Origin of the sequence: Bacillus sonorensis NBRC 101234 = KCTC 13918 (assembly GCF_001592005.1) — a bacterium.
Taxonomy (GTDB): domain Bacteria; phylum Bacillota; class Bacilli; order Bacillales; family Bacillaceae; genus Bacillus; species Bacillus sonorensis.
In genome coordinates this window covers 38,762-53,058 of the sequence record NZ_BCVZ01000010.1, presented here as the reverse complement: position 1 = coordinate 53,058, position 14,297 = coordinate 38,762, and the positions used below count along the sequence as shown (strand labels likewise).

At 45.5% G+C, this 14,297-nt stretch carries 15 protein-coding genes and 1 pseudogene; 5 read left to right on the top strand and 11 right to left on the bottom strand.

The genetic code is table 11. From position 1 onward, the window contains the following. Positions 1–75 precede the first annotated feature (75 nt). Positions 76–336 (top strand): YiaA/YiaB family inner membrane protein, encoded by a 261-nt coding sequence (locus tag BTR1S_RS12695; protein WP_006640028.1) that lies wholly within the window; start codon positions 76–78, stop codon positions 334–336. 470 nt (positions 337–806) lie between these two features. Here the strand turns inward: BTR1S_RS12695 and BTR1S_RS12685 are convergent, their stop codons facing one another. The 8 genes and pseudogenes from BTR1S_RS12685 to BTR1S_RS22940 all read right to left on the bottom strand — a co-directional run bounded on the left by BTR1S_RS12685 (position 807) and on the right by BTR1S_RS22940 (position 7,903). Next, complete coding sequence (locus tag BTR1S_RS12685) at positions 807–1,253, bottom strand: hypothetical protein (RefSeq protein WP_006640030.1); 447 nt, start codon at positions 1,251–1,253, stop codon at positions 807–809. Between the two features lie 35 nt (positions 1,254–1,288). Beyond that, positions 1,289–1,756, bottom strand: a complete 468-nt coding sequence (locus BTR1S_RS12680; protein WP_006640031.1) for a hypothetical protein — start codon at positions 1,754–1,756, stop codon at positions 1,289–1,291. 95 nt (positions 1,757–1,851) lie between these two features. Further along, complete coding sequence (locus tag BTR1S_RS12675; RefSeq protein WP_006640032.1) at positions 1,852–4,053, bottom strand: glycoside hydrolase domain-containing protein; 2,202 nt, start codon at positions 4,051–4,053, stop codon at positions 1,852–1,854. A gap of 104 nt (positions 4,054–4,157) precedes the next feature. Next, positions 4,158–4,343 carry a DUF2000 family protein gene (locus BTR1S_RS22835; protein WP_169802094.1) on the bottom strand — a complete coding sequence of 62 codons (186 nt, stop codon included), beginning with the start codon at positions 4,341–4,343 and terminating at the stop codon, positions 4,158–4,160. Further along, a pseudogene (locus BTR1S_RS23300) lies at positions 4,279–4,550 on the bottom strand (DUF2000 domain-containing protein). The gene BTR1S_RS22835 and the pseudogene BTR1S_RS23300 overlap by 65 nt, the downstream one beginning before the upstream one ends. Beyond that, complete coding sequence (locus tag BTR1S_RS12665) at positions 4,547–5,482, bottom strand: DMT family transporter (RefSeq protein ID WP_029419473.1); 936 nt, start codon at positions 5,480–5,482, stop codon at positions 4,547–4,549. The pseudogene BTR1S_RS23300 and the gene BTR1S_RS12665 overlap by 4 nt, the downstream one beginning before the upstream one ends. Then, positions 5,479–6,315 (bottom strand): AraC family ligand binding domain-containing protein, encoded by an 837-nt coding sequence (locus tag BTR1S_RS12660; RefSeq protein ID WP_029419472.1) that lies wholly within the window; start codon positions 6,313–6,315, stop codon positions 5,479–5,481. Before BTR1S_RS12660 ends, BTR1S_RS12665 begins: the two co-directional genes overlap by 4 nt. A gap of 541 nt (positions 6,316–6,856) precedes the next feature. Further along, positions 6,857–7,903, bottom strand: a complete 1,047-nt coding sequence (locus BTR1S_RS22940) for a helix-turn-helix transcriptional regulator (protein WP_029419471.1) — start codon at positions 7,901–7,903, stop codon at positions 6,857–6,859. A gap of 109 nt (positions 7,904–8,012) precedes the next feature. Between BTR1S_RS22940 and BTR1S_RS12650 the strand changes: the two genes are divergently transcribed. The 3 genes from BTR1S_RS12650 (at position 8,013) to BTR1S_RS12640 (ending at position 10,903) form a co-directional block, all read left to right on the top strand. Beyond that, on the top strand, positions 8,013–8,699 hold the full coding sequence (locus BTR1S_RS12650) for a class I SAM-dependent methyltransferase (protein ID WP_029419470.1): 687 nt from the start codon (positions 8,013–8,015) through the stop codon (positions 8,697–8,699). Next, the gene (locus BTR1S_RS12645; RefSeq protein ID WP_051397545.1) at positions 8,693–9,682 is read left to right on the top strand and encodes a saccharopine dehydrogenase NADP-binding domain-containing protein; all 990 of its coding nucleotides are present in this window, start codon (positions 8,693–8,695) and stop codon (positions 9,680–9,682) included. The genes BTR1S_RS12650 and BTR1S_RS12645 overlap by 7 nt, the downstream gene beginning before the upstream one ends. Before the next feature lie 144 nt (positions 9,683–9,826). Continuing rightward, positions 9,827–10,903 (top strand): iron-containing alcohol dehydrogenase family protein, encoded by a 1,077-nt coding sequence (locus BTR1S_RS12640; protein WP_029419469.1) that lies wholly within the window; start codon positions 9,827–9,829, stop codon positions 10,901–10,903. Positions 10,904–10,937: 34 nt separating this feature from the next. Here BTR1S_RS12640 and BTR1S_RS12635 read toward each other — a convergent pair whose 3' ends face one another. Then, a complete protein-coding gene (locus tag BTR1S_RS12635; RefSeq protein ID WP_006640040.1) occupies positions 10,938–11,693 on the bottom strand; it encodes a SurA N-terminal domain-containing protein in 756 nt (251 codons plus the stop codon). 154 nt (positions 11,694–11,847) lie between these two features. Continuing rightward, positions 11,848–12,636, bottom strand: a complete 789-nt coding sequence (locus BTR1S_RS12630) for a sulfotransferase family 2 domain-containing protein (protein WP_006640041.1) — start codon at positions 12,634–12,636, stop codon at positions 11,848–11,850. 328 nt (positions 12,637–12,964) lie between these two features. Between BTR1S_RS12630 and BTR1S_RS12625 the strand changes: the two genes are divergently transcribed. Then, complete coding sequence (locus BTR1S_RS12625) at positions 12,965–13,858, top strand: Vgb family protein (protein WP_029419467.1); 894 nt, start codon at positions 12,965–12,967, stop codon at positions 13,856–13,858. A gap of 51 nt (positions 13,859–13,909) precedes the next feature. On the opposite strand, the gene BTR1S_RS12620 is transcribed toward BTR1S_RS12625, so the two are convergent. Next, a complete protein-coding gene (locus tag BTR1S_RS12620; protein WP_029419466.1) occupies positions 13,910–14,293 on the bottom strand; it encodes a DUF2512 family protein in 384 nt (127 codons plus the stop codon). Positions 14,294–14,297: the final 4 nt, after the last annotated feature.

Here is a 14,297-nt window from a genome sequence, read left to right as displayed (position 1 = left end):
GTAAAAAGGAATATCATTCTTCTTTTGGGTGGATAAATCAAGTATAATAGTTTTAGTTTTTTAGGAGGTATTAAGATGCAGAAGTATAGACGGAGAAACACAACGGCTTTTACGGTCATGGCATATTTCACATTCTTTGCAGGCGTATTTTTATTTTGTATCGGCCTTTACAATGCCGACAACCTGCAGCTCAATGAAAAAGGCTATTATATCGCTGTGATGATTTTAGTGGCGGTGGGCGCGATTCTGACGCAGAAAGTGACACGGGATAATGCCGAAGACAACGAAATCATCGCCGAGCAGGAGAGACGACAGAATATGTCTAGTGGTGAGTGATATGACGAGGGAAGGCATCGGAGGATGCCTTCTTTTAAAATGTTTTTGTATGGCTGGATTTTTTTCTAAAGTGTAAAAAGTTTTGGTCTTTGTTTCTTTGCGATTTAGTGATTGTAACGAACACCCAGATGGAGCTGGCTAAAAGTAATATCGTTAAAATAATGGGAAAAAGTATGCCCGATGTCATATGAAATGGAAACGACTTGCCCAGAAAATATAGCAGTTATAATGCAGGCGGTGATGGAGCTGTAAAGAGAAGCTTTTATCACGTGGCTGATTTTTAGCGTGGATAAATCTTGTTTTTCGAGGTATGCCATCACTCTTCATCGTTTTCAGCTTTCGAAAACAATATAGCTTCAGCCGTTTGTTTTGTTTCTTCGAATAATTGTTGGTCTGTTTGCATGTCTTTTGTCCTTCTTTTTTGTTTGATTGATAGACGAACCAAAGCAGAGGTGATGTTCCTCTGCTTTTTAATCAAATTCTTTTTTAAAACGTTCATCTAAAATAAAATCAATCATACCCGTGATTCTGGAATATTCCGCTCTTTTTTGGAAGTGCAGGATTGTTTGCATTGGTCCTTTTCGCGAGGAGAGCAGCATCTTGGCGATCCAAAGAAAAGAGAAGATCAGATAGAATATGAAGAAGAATGAAAATAGCCTTGAAAGATCATGGGTGAAAGAGGAGACTTGACCAGATAAAAAGGCAGCCATAATTACAGCAGTAATACTGCTGAAAAAAATGCCTTTAATAAAATATGTTAATGTAAAACTGGGATTTGAAAAATAGATTTTTAGCTGATTTAATGTAACAGAATCTTGATTTGCAAGGTATGTAAGCCGCTCTTCGTCACTTTTGTGAGACTCAAGGAGTTTGGCTGTATGTTCAGTTTTTTGAAATAATTGTTTTTCGTTTCTCATTGGATTGTCACTCCTATTCAAAAAAACATGAGATTTTATTGGTGCGGTATATTTTTCAATGCCTTTTTGTATTTTTGTTGTAAAACATAATCAATCATTTTTACGATACGTGCAAACTCTGCTTTCTTGGAAAAGTGTGTAATGAATTGAATCGGCTTTTTTTTCAAGGTGACAAGCTGTTTAAGCACCCAGAAGATACACCCCACAAATATGACAGCCAATATTATAATGGAGATGCCGGAAACGAAAGGGAATATCGAATCTGCTTGACCAGAAAGAATTGCAGTTATGAACGAAGCCAATATGATACTGAAAAATGCTGCACTGATGAAATAATGAAGCGCAAATGAAGGATCTGAGTAATAGACTTTCAGCTGATTTAAGGTTAGTGAATCTTGTTTAGCGAGAAAGGCTAATAACTCTTCGTCGCTCTTATCGCGGTAAGTTTTAAGAGTTTTGGCTGTTTTTTGCGTTTCAATGAATACTTGTTTGTCTGTGTACAATGTTAATACCTCCACGATACTTATATCAAAGATTTGGAAAAGCTGCATAAATACATTATATTATGTATTTATGCAGCTTTCATTAAATAAACAAATTAATCAGCTGTTTGTGAACCAAATATCGCAAATAACACAGCAGACACTGCCGTGCCAATAGCGATTTCCGGTGCTGCAGTTCCCACTATTACGACAGCTGCTACACCAACAGCAGCTGCTATAATTCCTCCAACTGCAACCCCAATTGTTCCCCAATCGATTGGTAACGCTTCTTCAGGAGCTACAACTGGTTTGCTGGGTGAGACATATAATTTCTTAATTTTAAAGGTAATTGTAGCTGACATTTCAGTTTTTGTATCATCGACTACCGGAATTTCATTGCTGAATATCGTTAATGAAAGATCTAAAGATTCAACAGAAGGTGAAACGTTTACCATGATATATCCGTTACGCACCGACAAGCCGATATTCTTTAAAAGCTCATCATACGAATGAATTTGTGAAGAACTCAATGATGTTTTTGAGTTCCCTAATACTTCTGTAATCGACGCTCCGACCTTTCCGTTTTTAACTTGTAATGTACCCGGTGATGTTTCACTTGGCTTTTTAAATATTAGTGAAGTAGACAACGTAATATCCAAGTATAGAGACTCGTAAACTGTCTCTGTTTTATCAAAAATAAACATTGTTGTAAATAGTTCAGAAATACTGCTCAGTGCCGGGATGTTTGCTAAAATATTTCTCAACGTTCTGACTCGTGCGTCATACACCGGATCTGACGACGGGGTGACGCTTGCTGTTCCTTTGTCCCTGCCTGAATAAGCGTCTTTATCAATGCCGATGGCTCCGCTGCCCGTGCCGATTGAATGTTCGTAGAATTGATCAAAGGCCCAGTTTTTTGGCATCGTGTAGCCGAGGTTGCCGCTGAAGCCGGTCGACATGTCGGCAACGAAGCTGTACTCCGTCAATCCGGCGTCGGCTGTTCTGATACAGATGTTTCTAGGCCCGTATACGCCGATCTTATATTTTGGCGAATTCGGTATGCTTTCCATTTTGTCAAACGCTGCTCTGATTTCATTAAAATAAGGGATGATTTTGTCTGTTACTTCATAATCATACGCGTCGAAATCAACGGCAAAATAAATGGTTGTGCCAGATGGGAAGCCTAATCCCTGCGCTGCGTTGACAGCGGCATACGCATCTGTTGTTCCTTGGTTTGGTACGAAATACGAGGATTCGTAGCCGCCGTCCTGATAAATCGGGAACACTCTCAAACCTTCATTAAAAATGATTGAAAGTTCAGCCGGAGTCATCGCCTTTGATTTAAGGCCGCTGCTTGTCCGCACATTGCCTGTCAAATATCTGCCGACCACTTTATATCCGTTGCTCCGTAAAGTTTTTGCTGTGGCGGCTGTTAGGATCGTGGCAGTGTCACAGGCCGCCGCGGCACGTGAAGTATCGCCGGAGCTTGACAATAATGCCTTGATCGTTGCCATATTGGCAATACCCGTTACAGGCAAACACATGAAGCTTTGAAAGCGGGAGACGGCAGATTCGACTTCCGCATCATAAACGCCGTCAAATTCACCCGAAGAATAGCCATTGCAATATAATGCGTATTGAAGAATCAGCACGAATTTGGTTCTGGAATCACCGGGTTTAAGTGTCGGACATTTGCTTGTTGTACCTGGTCCAAAAAAGCCGTTTGCCACACTTGTACTCATGCCTTCTTCCTTTTGCAAAGCATAAATCAGCGCCTTGTTTGTCTCTCGGGAATAAACGCCGTCACAAGGCATTAATCCGAAATAAGCATTGTAATCCCGATTTAAATTTTGCTGAATTTGACGAATTTTCGTATCACCGTTTCGTACCAATGTAAAAGCACTCATGTTGAGCAGTGCCTTCATGATCTGTGCGGTGACAACACCATCTTGTTTGGCTAGACCTGCGGCCCTCTGAAATCTTTTCACGGCATCCTCTGTACTTTCAAAAAAGTTACCTGTTAATCCGCCGGGATTAAATCCCTTTCCTTTAACCCAAAAAGCGCCTTGCAGAATGTAATTTAGGTTTGTCGGTTTTTCAGTTTTCTTCTGCTTTTTTAGCGGAACAAACTTACTCTCTGTCGCCGGCCCGAAATTATCAGCAGGCTCTGCGATACCGAGTTCGATCTGCAATGCTCTCGTTAAACCGTAAATCGTTTCCCAGCTTGGTTTTCCGTTCTCTTTCACCTTGTTGAAGCCGTGTTTCCCGCTATAGGTTTTGTTTAGCCATTCCTGAGTTTTTAATACCATTTGATCCATAGAAGGTCCCTCTTTTCTTTATTTGTGCTTTCACTATTAGGTGGCAAACGTATGACAAAAAACGGACATTGACTCACTCAGCAAAGTCAATGCCCGTTTTTTGTTTATCTCAACAGCCCCAAACTCCCGGTCAATCGGATGACCTTCTTCTTATCCCCGCATATGCCAATTCCAAAATAGCGGTAATCGGAAGCAGCAGTGTTTTGGAATTTCTCAGTATAGGCTTCATATGTGTGAATGCTCTTGAGCGACATCGGTGAAATCAACTGACAGTAAATCGTCGAAATCATCGGTCAAAAGCCTGCTTTTTAATTCATGGAGGTGCTCGGCATTCCCTTTTAATATGGGAATGGGGACTTTGACGATCCCAAGTGTTCGATTCCGGAGCCGTCTGTTACATTTCCGCCGAGGAGGCTAGGGCTGTTTTTGCCGAGGGCTGCCCCCAGGATCGCCGCTGTATTGGCGATTAGTCCGAGCGGCAGGCTTTCATCGATCACAAGTGCGCATTTTGTTTCATTCCTGAGATTTGTTCCTCCTTCAGCCGCGGTTTTGGCTTTATTTCTGAAATATAAAGGCCTGTCAATGTCAGGACTCCTCCAATGAGCGCCATCCATGTCATGTTTTCATGCAAAATGAGAATGGATGCAGCAATCGTAATCACGGGTACCATGTATATGTATGCGCTCGTTTTCACGGCTCCCAGCACACCGACCGACCAGTTCCACGTTACAAAGCAAAGCGCTGATGCGCCAGCCCCGAGGAATAGCATGTTCAACAGGTTGACGTGGGAAGCGAATGGGCTGAGCGTGAAGCGGAAGTCAAACAGGAAAAGGTGCGGAATCATGAAGATCAGTCCGTAAAAGAACACCCGCTGTGTACATTGAATCGTGTGATAGCGAAATGCGCTGATTTTTTTCATGAAGATCGAGTATATCGCCCAGACAAGGGCCGCGGCACACGCAAGTATATCACCGAGCGGATTCAGTTTAAGCACCGCGTTTCCATTGAAAAAAATGAGTGCGAGGCCGGTAAAAGCGGCGGCAAATCCCATAAAAAAATGCGGTTTGAGCCTCTCGCCGGTCAGTAGAAAATGGGCCAGAACCGCGGTGATCATCGGAACGACCGCTACAATCATGCCGACGTTTGAGGCATAGGTAAGGGTGAGCGCGATGTTTTCCAGCAAAAAATACAGCGTTACGCCGCACAGCCCCGCTCCGGCAAAAAGCGCTTCCTCCCGCCAGCTTTTCACTTTTAGAACGTGCGGATGGACGATGATCAGCACGATAAAACCGAGCAGAAAACGATAAAACAAAATCTCCATTGGTGAAAAATCCTCAAGCAGCACCTTTGTCGAAACAAAAGTCGTGCCCCAAATAAGAATGGTTAAAACAGCCGCAAGATGTCCGGTGGTTTCACGTCGAGTATTCATTCTTTCATCTCCTGTCTGTCACATTCAAAAATCTTCATATATTGCCTCGGTGTCAGTCCGACCTGACGCTTGAAAAATTTGGTCAAGTGGCTCTGATCGCTGAAGCCGGTCTGAAACGCGGTTTCAATCGGTTTAACCCCTTGTTCCAGCAGCTTTTTCGCATGGTTGATGCGAACGGTTTCCAAGTAGCTGTAAGGGGAAATCCCTTTTTGCTTCGTAAACGACCGCAGCAAATGGTATTTGCTCCAGCCCGTCAGCCGGCTGAGATCGTCCAGCGTAATATTTTCCGTGTAATGCGCTTCTAAATAATCACAGACCGCTTTGACTTCATCGGACGGCTCAGGCGCATTTTCCAAAAACGCGACATCAGAATATGTCCGGATCAGCTCTTCAAGCAGATAGAGAAACAATTCCTCTTTCTTCAGCGTGTTTTCTTTCTGCAAAATATAGATGTGCAGTTCCTTCAAGCTGGAGGTCAGTTCATGGCGGTACAAGACGTTTTGCGTGAAGTATGGCAGGTTTTCCGCGCCCGTCAGTTCCTTAACGGCTTTCATCATTACATCAGGCGTAATATTGATACAGCGGTAGTCGAGCGCTTTCCCGTCAATCTGCTCGCAGCTGTGGGTGTCATGCGGATTAAAAAGCACGAGGTCACCGGGATTGATGATGTATTCCTGTCCCTTGCAAAGCAAACAGCGCTGCCCCTTTTCGATAAAACCGACCACATAATAGTCGTGGAAGTGATTCGGGAACTTCTGCATGATGCCTTTAAAGCGGTAGGCTTCAACTTGCAGATCGGGATCGAGAAAAAGCGTGCGGGTTTCGTTTCGCATGGCGGACCTCCTGTGGGTTTGATGATTTTTTTAGTTTAGCATGTTTTTAGGGGATTTCTTGTATGATGTTGCTGTTTTCTTTCTTAAAAACCAAGAAGAAAAAACAGCGTTTTCGCTTAACATGTTAAAGATTAGACAATTATAGGGGGCCAATAAATAAGAACAAAAATTCGATACTGGACCGTGGAATGGATTATGGCGGGGCAAAGCTGTCGGGTGTGAGAATCTGGTGAGGAATACAAAATGCAAATTTGGAATCAATTATAAAAAAATGGAGGCCAAATTATTCCTAAAAACTCGAGATGCCAGCATCTATTTGGAATTTATAATAAAACTGATATAAAAAGCCTTTGATATTTTGGATAGCAATGGATGTAACGGGTGGAATTATCAAAGGCTAGGTGTAAAAGAGGGCAATAATTAAACCTTCTAGCTTTATGAATTAGTTCGCAACTCTACTAAAATATCTTAAATATAGTTAAAAGGGTATGAACCGCGAAAGCCCTTTATTATCTGTTTTAGTCCAAGATATTTCCCCTTTTTATTTCAGAACATCATCAAGCAGCTTCCACATCAGCTCCCGCCGATTTTCCGACCCAGTCTTCAAAAAAATCGACTTTAAATGGTCTTGGACGGTATAAGCCGAAATGTGCAAGGCTTCAGCGATGTCTTTTGTGGAAAGCCCGCGGATGATCCGGTATGCGATGTCCTTTTCCCGTTCAGACAGGCCGTACGCGTCTGCAATGAGCGGTATCGCTTCTGCGGGTGAAGCCGGCTCGAATGAAACGGCGATTTGTCCTGACGGGCCGAAACCGTCCAAGCGGCTCGCTTTAATGGACAGAAGGGGCTGGCCCGGAATCGAAATGACGGTTTTTGCCGGATCATCCGTCTCTGCTGCGGCTCGAGAGCAGACGGCTCTGATCGGCCTCGGTATTGACGCGCCGCCGATCTTTTCCCATCCGCGGAGGACGCTCAGCCAATGAAGCGCCGCTTCATTGCATGATATCGGTCTGACATTCTCCGACAAAATCAGAATGCCGCCGGCATGTTTCATGTGAAACAAGTCTTTTTTTGGCGCTTGATGTCGCAATCGCTGCAAGTGCCGGCCGATAACCGGTGCAAGTGAAGCGAGAAGGGAGCGTTCCTTCTTATGAAATGGCGGCCGTCCGCTTTTTCGCCATAGTGTAAGATAGCCCCAGCATTCCCCCTTGCTTAAAAGAACGGCCCGCATTTCGTCCCCAAAGCCTGCCGGTTCAAGAATCATGCGGTATCGTTTGCTCTTGTGAAGATTCCCATTCAAGGCCCCGCTTAAAATCGCCGCTGTCTGCTTTGTTTTGATTAATGTTTCGTATTGATTGACATCATCATCCATGTATTCAAGCTCAAATAACCGCGCATGCATCCTTTCAATTGGCTCATCTGTGATCGCTCCGATGGACAGGAGGGTTTTCGGATCGACGGCTGTACAGCATGAAGCATCAAATGAGATCGCGCTTCGCAGCGCGGATATGACGGCTTCCATGTATTGCGGTGATGTTTGTGATGTTTGTCCAAGCTCATTGAATTGGTCTTTTAACGGCCGGTCCATTGGATTCCCTCCATTAAAAATCCCATGTTTGTGGGATGGTGCATTTGAAAAACTTCCTTATAATTGAGAACAATTCTTAATTATTTTACTAAAAGGAGTGCGCCTTGTCATGAACATGGATTGGAATCACCTTGATGTGTATCAATATAGAGAAAAGATCGCTTTGAAAATCCCCTGCTACCGCATGTTATACGATATGATGGATCGCCTGCTGACCGTTCGGCTTAATATGGATGAGGCCAATGTGGCGGTTGTCGGGGCAGGAGGCGGACAGGAATTGCTGACATTGGGCAAGAGACATCCGAATTGGTCGTTTACAGGGGTCGATACATCTGCCCATATGCTCAATTTGGCGCAGCAAAGGCTGAAGTTCGCCGGTATTCAGCTCAAAGCCGACTTCATTGAAGGAGAAGTGGGACAGCTGGAGCATCAATATGATGCGGCGACTTGCATGCTTGTCCTCCATTTTGTCCGCGATAAGCGGAAGTTTTTGCAGGATATCGCGGCCCGTTTACCTCAGGGAGCACCGTTTTCGATCGCGTCGATCAATGGCGATATTTATTCTGAAACATTTTCGTGGCAGATGAAAGCCTGGAAGGAACATATGCTGGCAAACGGAATTTCTGAACAGGAGTGGGGGCGTTTCGCGGATTCTATCGGCAAGCATTCTCATCCGATTCCGGCGCTAGAGGTGGAAGCTTTGCTGGAGGAATCAGGTTTTACGAATGTGACGCGGTTTTTCAGCGCTTATTTAATTGATGGCTGGTTCGCTGTAAAAGGGGGCGGCAAATGTTGAAACAGCATATTGTCGTGATTGGCGGATACGGTTATGTCGGCGGTCACATCTGCCGGATGCTCGGGGAGAAATACCCGGGGCTTGTGTATGCCGCAGGGAGAAATCTGGACAGAGCTCAGCGACTTTGCCGGGAAACGGGAGGTAAAGTGAAGCCGATGCGCTTCAATAGAGATGCGGCTGATGATTGGGCTTGGCTTGAACAGACGAAGCTTGTCATCGTATGTATAGATCAGGAGGACACGGATTTAGCCGAGGCTTGTTTGGCGAACGGGACGGATTATATCGACATTTCTGCAAACGGGCCATTTTTAGCCCGGATCGAACGGCTGAATGCCGGCGCTTGCAGAGGAACGGGGGTGTTGAGTGTCGGGTTGGCCCCGGGACTAACCAATTTACTGGCGCAAGAGGCAAAGAAAGCCTTTGATGAAACAAACCGTATCGATATCACGATCATGCTCGGTTTAGGAGACAGCCATGGGAAGGCGGCAATTGAGTGGACGGTAGACCAGCTCCATTCAGTGTTTGACATAACAGACCGGGGACGAGTGAAGAAAGTCGGCAGTTTTACCGGCGGGAGGCCGGCAGACCTTGGGTGTATGGGCCGGCGCATGGCCTATCGATTTCCCTTTTCAGACCAGATGACCCTTCCGAACACTTTAGGTGTGCCTTCAATCGCTACAAGGCTTTGTTTTGATTCTCGGGTTGCAACGTTTGTCATCGCCGGGCTTAAGAAAAGTGGGGCTGCGCGGCTTTTAAAACATGCGGTGATCCGTTCAGCCGCTGTCAAAAGTCTTGGTTCTCTGCAGATCGGATCTGCCAAGTATGCGGTGAAAGTCGATGCTGCAGAAGTGAAAGACGGAAGGAGCCGGGAAATCGGTCTTTCTTTGCACGGAGAACGCGAATCCCTGATCACGGCGAAGGTCGCCGCTGCAGCCGCTCATGCTTTGTATAATGGCAGTTTCCCCAAGGAGTGTTTCATATAGAGCAGCTGTTTGAGCTTGAGCGGGAGGGAGAATCGCTTTTTTTAAAGATAAAAGAAAGAGATGAACGATTTGTTATATAATTTGACTTATTTTCGAAGGAAGTGAGATGATAAGATTTAGAAAATAATAGAAGGAGATGGTGTCATGCAGCCTGAAGAAATCGTCAGAAGCGGACCGAACCAATATATTTGCAAAGAAGGGATCACCCGGGAGATCCCGTCGTTTTTGGACGGATTCAAGCGTCCTGTCATCATCACCGGAGTCAAGTCATTTGCGGCTTTTGCCAATCATGCGGAGCTTCCCGCTGATTGGAAGGTGATTCAGCATAGAGGCTACAGCTCGCTTCAGGCGATTCGCAAAGCTGCCGAGGAAGCAGGCTCGGCGGATATTATCATTGGAATTGGCGGAGGAACCGTGTTAGATACAGCGAAGGCCGCCGCTGCCCTGTTGAACATTGAAGTGATGACGATTCCGACAATTCCGGGGACATGCGCCGCAGCCACGCCGCTCAGCGTGATTTACGATGACGAGGGCAACTTTGAAAGGGTGCAATACCATAAGCGCTCCAGCTACTTGACGCTGGTCGACCCTTTACTGCTCCTTTCTTCGCCGATTGCTTATGTGAAAAGCGGAATCGGCGATACGCTGGCGAAATGGTATGAGGCGGAAGCGATCATCAGAAATACGGCTGATTCGCTTTCCATTATGGTTCAGGCGGGGCTCAGGCAATCTGTCTATATTCGGGACATCCTTTTACAGGAGAGTCTGAAGGCTGTCGAAAGCATCGAAAAAGGCGAACCATCTCCAGCTTTAACAAATGTGCTGGAAGCGGTCATCGTGCTCGCGGGAACGGTAGGAGGCTATGCGGGCCGCTACGGCAGAATGGCCGGCGCTCATGCGATTCACAACGGCTTGACATTTATTGCGGAAACCCACCATGTGCTGCACGGCCAAAAAGTCGCTTATGGCATATTGGTGCAGCTTGCACTGGAAGGAAGGACAAACGATATCCGGGAGCTGCTTCCGCTTTATGAGGCGCTCGGCTTTCCGAAAAGATTAAGCGATTTGGGCATTGCAGAAAACCTTGCGCAGGCGAAACAGACAATCGCAGCCCATGCCTGCAAACCGGAAGAGTCGCTTTGTTTAATGGGAACGTTCAGCGAAGCGGATGTCGTTGCCGCGATAGAGTCATTGGAATTCGAAAGCGTGAAGCAGCCATAAAAAAGGCCGCCGGGCAAACCCGGCGGTCCTTTTTTTATATTTTGATGTCTATCTCCGCGCTTTTTTTCAATTTTTCAACTTGCTGCCCGAGTTTTTCCTGACGTTTTTGCTGTTCGAGCATTTGCTTGATTTGCGATTTTACGTCCTCAAGCTTCGGCGTTTTTTGCTTGCTATCTTTTTGCTGTGCGGCGTATTGATCGTAGTATGATTTAATTTCTTCGTTCGTTACTTTATCCTGCGGGACTTCTTTCTTGATATATTTTTCCGCTTTGATGTTGGCGGCAATATCTGATTTGAGTTCAGACAGGTTTAAGCCGGCTTTTTTTAAAGCGGTGTTGAATTCTTGATCGCTTTTATACTGCTTTTTGCTTTCGTCGAGCTGTTTATTAATCTCCTGATCAGACGCTTTGTAGCCTTTTTTATCCGCCTCTTCTAGAAGCAGGGTTTGTCCGATGAGGCTGTCGAGTGTTTGCTGTTTGATTTGTTTAGCCGCGTCAGCTGTCGTCGGGTCTTGTCCCGCTTGCTGATATTGCATTTGCGCGGTTGATAATAAATTGTTATATTCGCTGCCGTTGATTTTTTTGTCGTTCACGACGGCAACCGTTTTCTTCTCATCGATCTTTTGCTTATCAAGCTTCTTCTGGATCGCTTTCATTTGTTTTTCTTGATCTTGCTGAGTTGTTTTTGATTGAGCATCTGCTGTTGATTTTTGGCCTTCATCATTGGAACCGCAGGCGGCGAGAGCGATAGACATGAATCCAATCATAAGAGACGAAATCAGTTTCTTCATTATCATGTGTCTCCTTTCTTGAACAAGAAGTCAGATCGTAAAAAATGATCTAGTGCGCATTCTAAATGATATTTGCTAAAAAAGAAAGCATTTGGAACCGATTTTCCAAATTGTAATCAAATTGAAAGGAGCTCGTAATAATGAGAACGGGAAGTCATGTTACATGATTCGGATCAAAGCCGTACACTTCAAAGTCCTTTTTAAAGATGTCTGCCACTAATTGTGTTGCTTCTTTATCATAAAAGCTTTCATATGTGGGAATGACCCAGTCAAAAGTGGTTTTTGTCACCGCCGCGTCTGCGGATTTTTCTTTTTTTACCATAAAATTCGAAAAATGATGCGGGGACTTCGACAGTTTTGAAAGCGGCGCTTTGATTAACCTGTATTTGTTTTCAATTTCTCTTATGTGCGCCTTAAAGTCCTCAAGATAAATATAATGTTCTACAACCTCTTCTTCCCCATTTATATACTGGGGAGCGAGGTGCCGGTCAAATGCACCCGCCTTCTGCAATTGATATAAAAATTGTTTAAAAGACATCCCATCGAGGATATCGCCGGCGGAAACAGCGGTTAAAAACAAACTGACGGCTCTTCGGAACGGGTTTCTCACAAGCTTGTAAGCATCCTTTTTTTGCTTCAGCAGATGTTCGGCAAGTTCTTTCGTATATCCGGGCTTTTCCGTATACATCGTGTTTCGGTAATGATGAACCTCTTCGTCTGACATGAGGCAGACGTCTTCAGGCGATCCGTTTTGGAACAAGAACCAGCGATGCAGAGTTGTACTTCCGCTTTTGGGAACCCAAAAAAGAATGAGCGGGAAGTCTTTTGCGTAAAGCGGGGGATATGGCTCTAGCAAACCTTTTATGTCATTATAGTCATCCATTTTGAACACATCCGTTTCCATTGTTGCCGCGCTTTCTCCGGAACAGCTATACAAACACATTATGCCGCTCCGAATGAAAGGAGAGGGCGGAAATTTGAATATCTTTTGAAAATAGATGTTTTCAGAAAGTCATACGTCAGAATCCCTGGCGTGTGATATACTGAAAAAAAAGCGGAAGGGTGAAAACACACATGATTTTATAATCCTTTTTAGAAAATCTCGTTACAGGCCATCGGATTCGTCTATTCCGATTTTGACTGATGTAGCGTCTTTTTTTCTGAATAGGATTTGTCATGTGCTTTAATCGTAAAAGAAATACTTGCTGTGCGGCTTCATGCCTCCTATTCAGAACATTTGCCGGGTTTTTCAATATACAGGAGGGATAGCCATGCAGTTCAAAATAAATGAATATCCGCTGCCTGATCTTGAATCAGGCCCATACGGAATTGTCAGAGGCGCGGATGGTGCGCTTTGGTTTACAGAACAAAAAGGGAATCGGATCGGCAGGATCACCGCCGGCGGCCGGATGACCGAATACGCCGTTCCGACGGAGAATGCAGGTGTTTCGATTATCACCTCCGGAATCAACGGGGATTTATGGTTTACAGAATATAAAGCCGGAAAAATCGGCAGAATCACAGTCGATGGCGAGATAACGGAATATCCGCTGCCGTCTGGAGCGGCGCCGTTCGGTATTACGGAAGGCCTTGACGGTGCCGTGTGGTATTCGGATATGGCAGGTCATAAAATTGGCAGGATGTCCGGAGCGGGGGAAGTGTCGGAATATGAACTGCCCAAGCCAGGGTCATTTCCTTCATTTATAACAGCAGGCCCCGATGGTGCCCTATGGTTTACAGAAAACCAAAGCAATGCCATCGGCAGGATTACACCTGGGGGAGACATCCGGGAGTTTTCGATCCCTACAAAGGACTCCGGACCTGTCGGCATTGCCGCCGGCCCCGATGGTGCGCTGTGGTTTGCAGAAATAAACGGCAATCAAATCGGGAGAATCACCGTGTCGGGAATGTTTCGTGAATACCCGATTCCTTCCGTAAATGCCCGTCCCCACGCCATTGCAGCTGGCCCTGACGGTGCCATGTGGTTTACGGAATGGGGGAGCAATAAAATCGGCAGAATCACGGCGGCGGGGGATATCGCCGAATATTCCATTCCGGCGGCCCATGCTGAACCGCACGGTATTGCAGCGGGCGGCGATCAATCGGTCTGGTTTGCGGAAGAGTGCGGCCAAATCGGCCAATTCATGATTTTATCAAACGAATAGCTAATCAAAAGAACGTCCCGCTGCCGGGACGTTCTTTTTTTCAAAGGATGATCAGTCTGTTCTTGTTTCCATTCGGCGGTGATTGAAAAAGCCGAGGTTTTTATTCATCATGTAAAAATGGAACATGTATTCTCCCACCGCCATGGCGACCGCTGCAAAAAATGCGGCTGAGACGGCGGTGTCTGCCGCGGCGCCCATGGCAAGCGCCATCAGCCAAACGGTGAGAAAAGCGACCCCTACATCCGCCAGTGTCGCGGTGATGTTGTTCGTTTTAGGCAAAATGAACAAATCTCCAAGCAGATAGGAGACTGCGCCCAACACCACTGTAATCAAAAGGATATTCCCAAAAGTAAAGCCGAATCCGAGACCGAGTACAAGATACAAGACCACAATGGTCATGATTCCCTTGATGGACAGGGCTTTGGCATGATCCATTTCC

Bases quoted from the DNA above. Each gene is read 5' to 3' on its own strand.
- BTR1S_RS12695 (WP_006640028.1), top strand. From the start codon at position 76: ATGCAGAAGTATAGACGGAGAAACACAACGGCTTTTACGGTCATGGCA.
- BTR1S_RS12685 (WP_006640030.1), bottom strand. From the start codon at position 1,253: ATGAGAAACGAAAAACAATTATTTCAAAAAACTGAACATACAGCCAAA.
- BTR1S_RS12675 (WP_006640032.1), bottom strand. From the start codon at position 4,053: ATGGATCAAATGGTATTAAAAACTCAGGAATGGCTAAACAAAACCTAT.
- BTR1S_RS22835 (WP_169802094.1), bottom strand. From the start codon at position 4,343: ATGATTTCGACGATTTACTGTCAGTTGATTTCACCGATGTCGCTCAAG.
- BTR1S_RS12665 (WP_029419473.1), bottom strand. From the start codon at position 5,482: ATGAATACTCGACGTGAAACCACCGGACATCTTGCGGCTGTTTTAACC.
- BTR1S_RS12660 (WP_029419472.1), bottom strand. From the start codon at position 6,315: ATGCGAAACGAAACCCGCACGCTTTTTCTCGATCCCGATCTGCAAGTT.
- BTR1S_RS22940 (WP_029419471.1), bottom strand. From the start codon at position 7,903: ATGGACCGGCCGTTAAAAGACCAATTCAATGAGCTTGGACAAACATCA.
- BTR1S_RS12650 (WP_029419470.1), top strand. From the start codon at position 8,013: ATGAACATGGATTGGAATCACCTTGATGTGTATCAATATAGAGAAAAG.
- BTR1S_RS12645 (WP_051397545.1), top strand. From the start codon at position 8,693: ATGTTGAAACAGCATATTGTCGTGATTGGCGGATACGGTTATGTCGGC.
- BTR1S_RS12640 (WP_029419469.1), top strand. From the start codon at position 9,827: ATGCAGCCTGAAGAAATCGTCAGAAGCGGACCGAACCAATATATTTGC.
- BTR1S_RS12635 (WP_006640040.1), bottom strand. From the start codon at position 11,693: ATGAAGAAACTGATTTCGTCTCTTATGATTGGATTCATGTCTATCGCT.
- BTR1S_RS12630 (WP_006640041.1), bottom strand. From the start codon at position 12,636: ATGTGTTTGTATAGCTGTTCCGGAGAAAGCGCGGCAACAATGGAAACG.
- BTR1S_RS12625 (WP_029419467.1), top strand. From the start codon at position 12,965: ATGCAGTTCAAAATAAATGAATATCCGCTGCCTGATCTTGAATCAGGC.
- BTR1S_RS12620 (WP_029419466.1), bottom strand. From the start codon at position 14,293: ATGGATCATGCCAAAGCCCTGTCCATCAAGGGAATCATGACCATTGTG.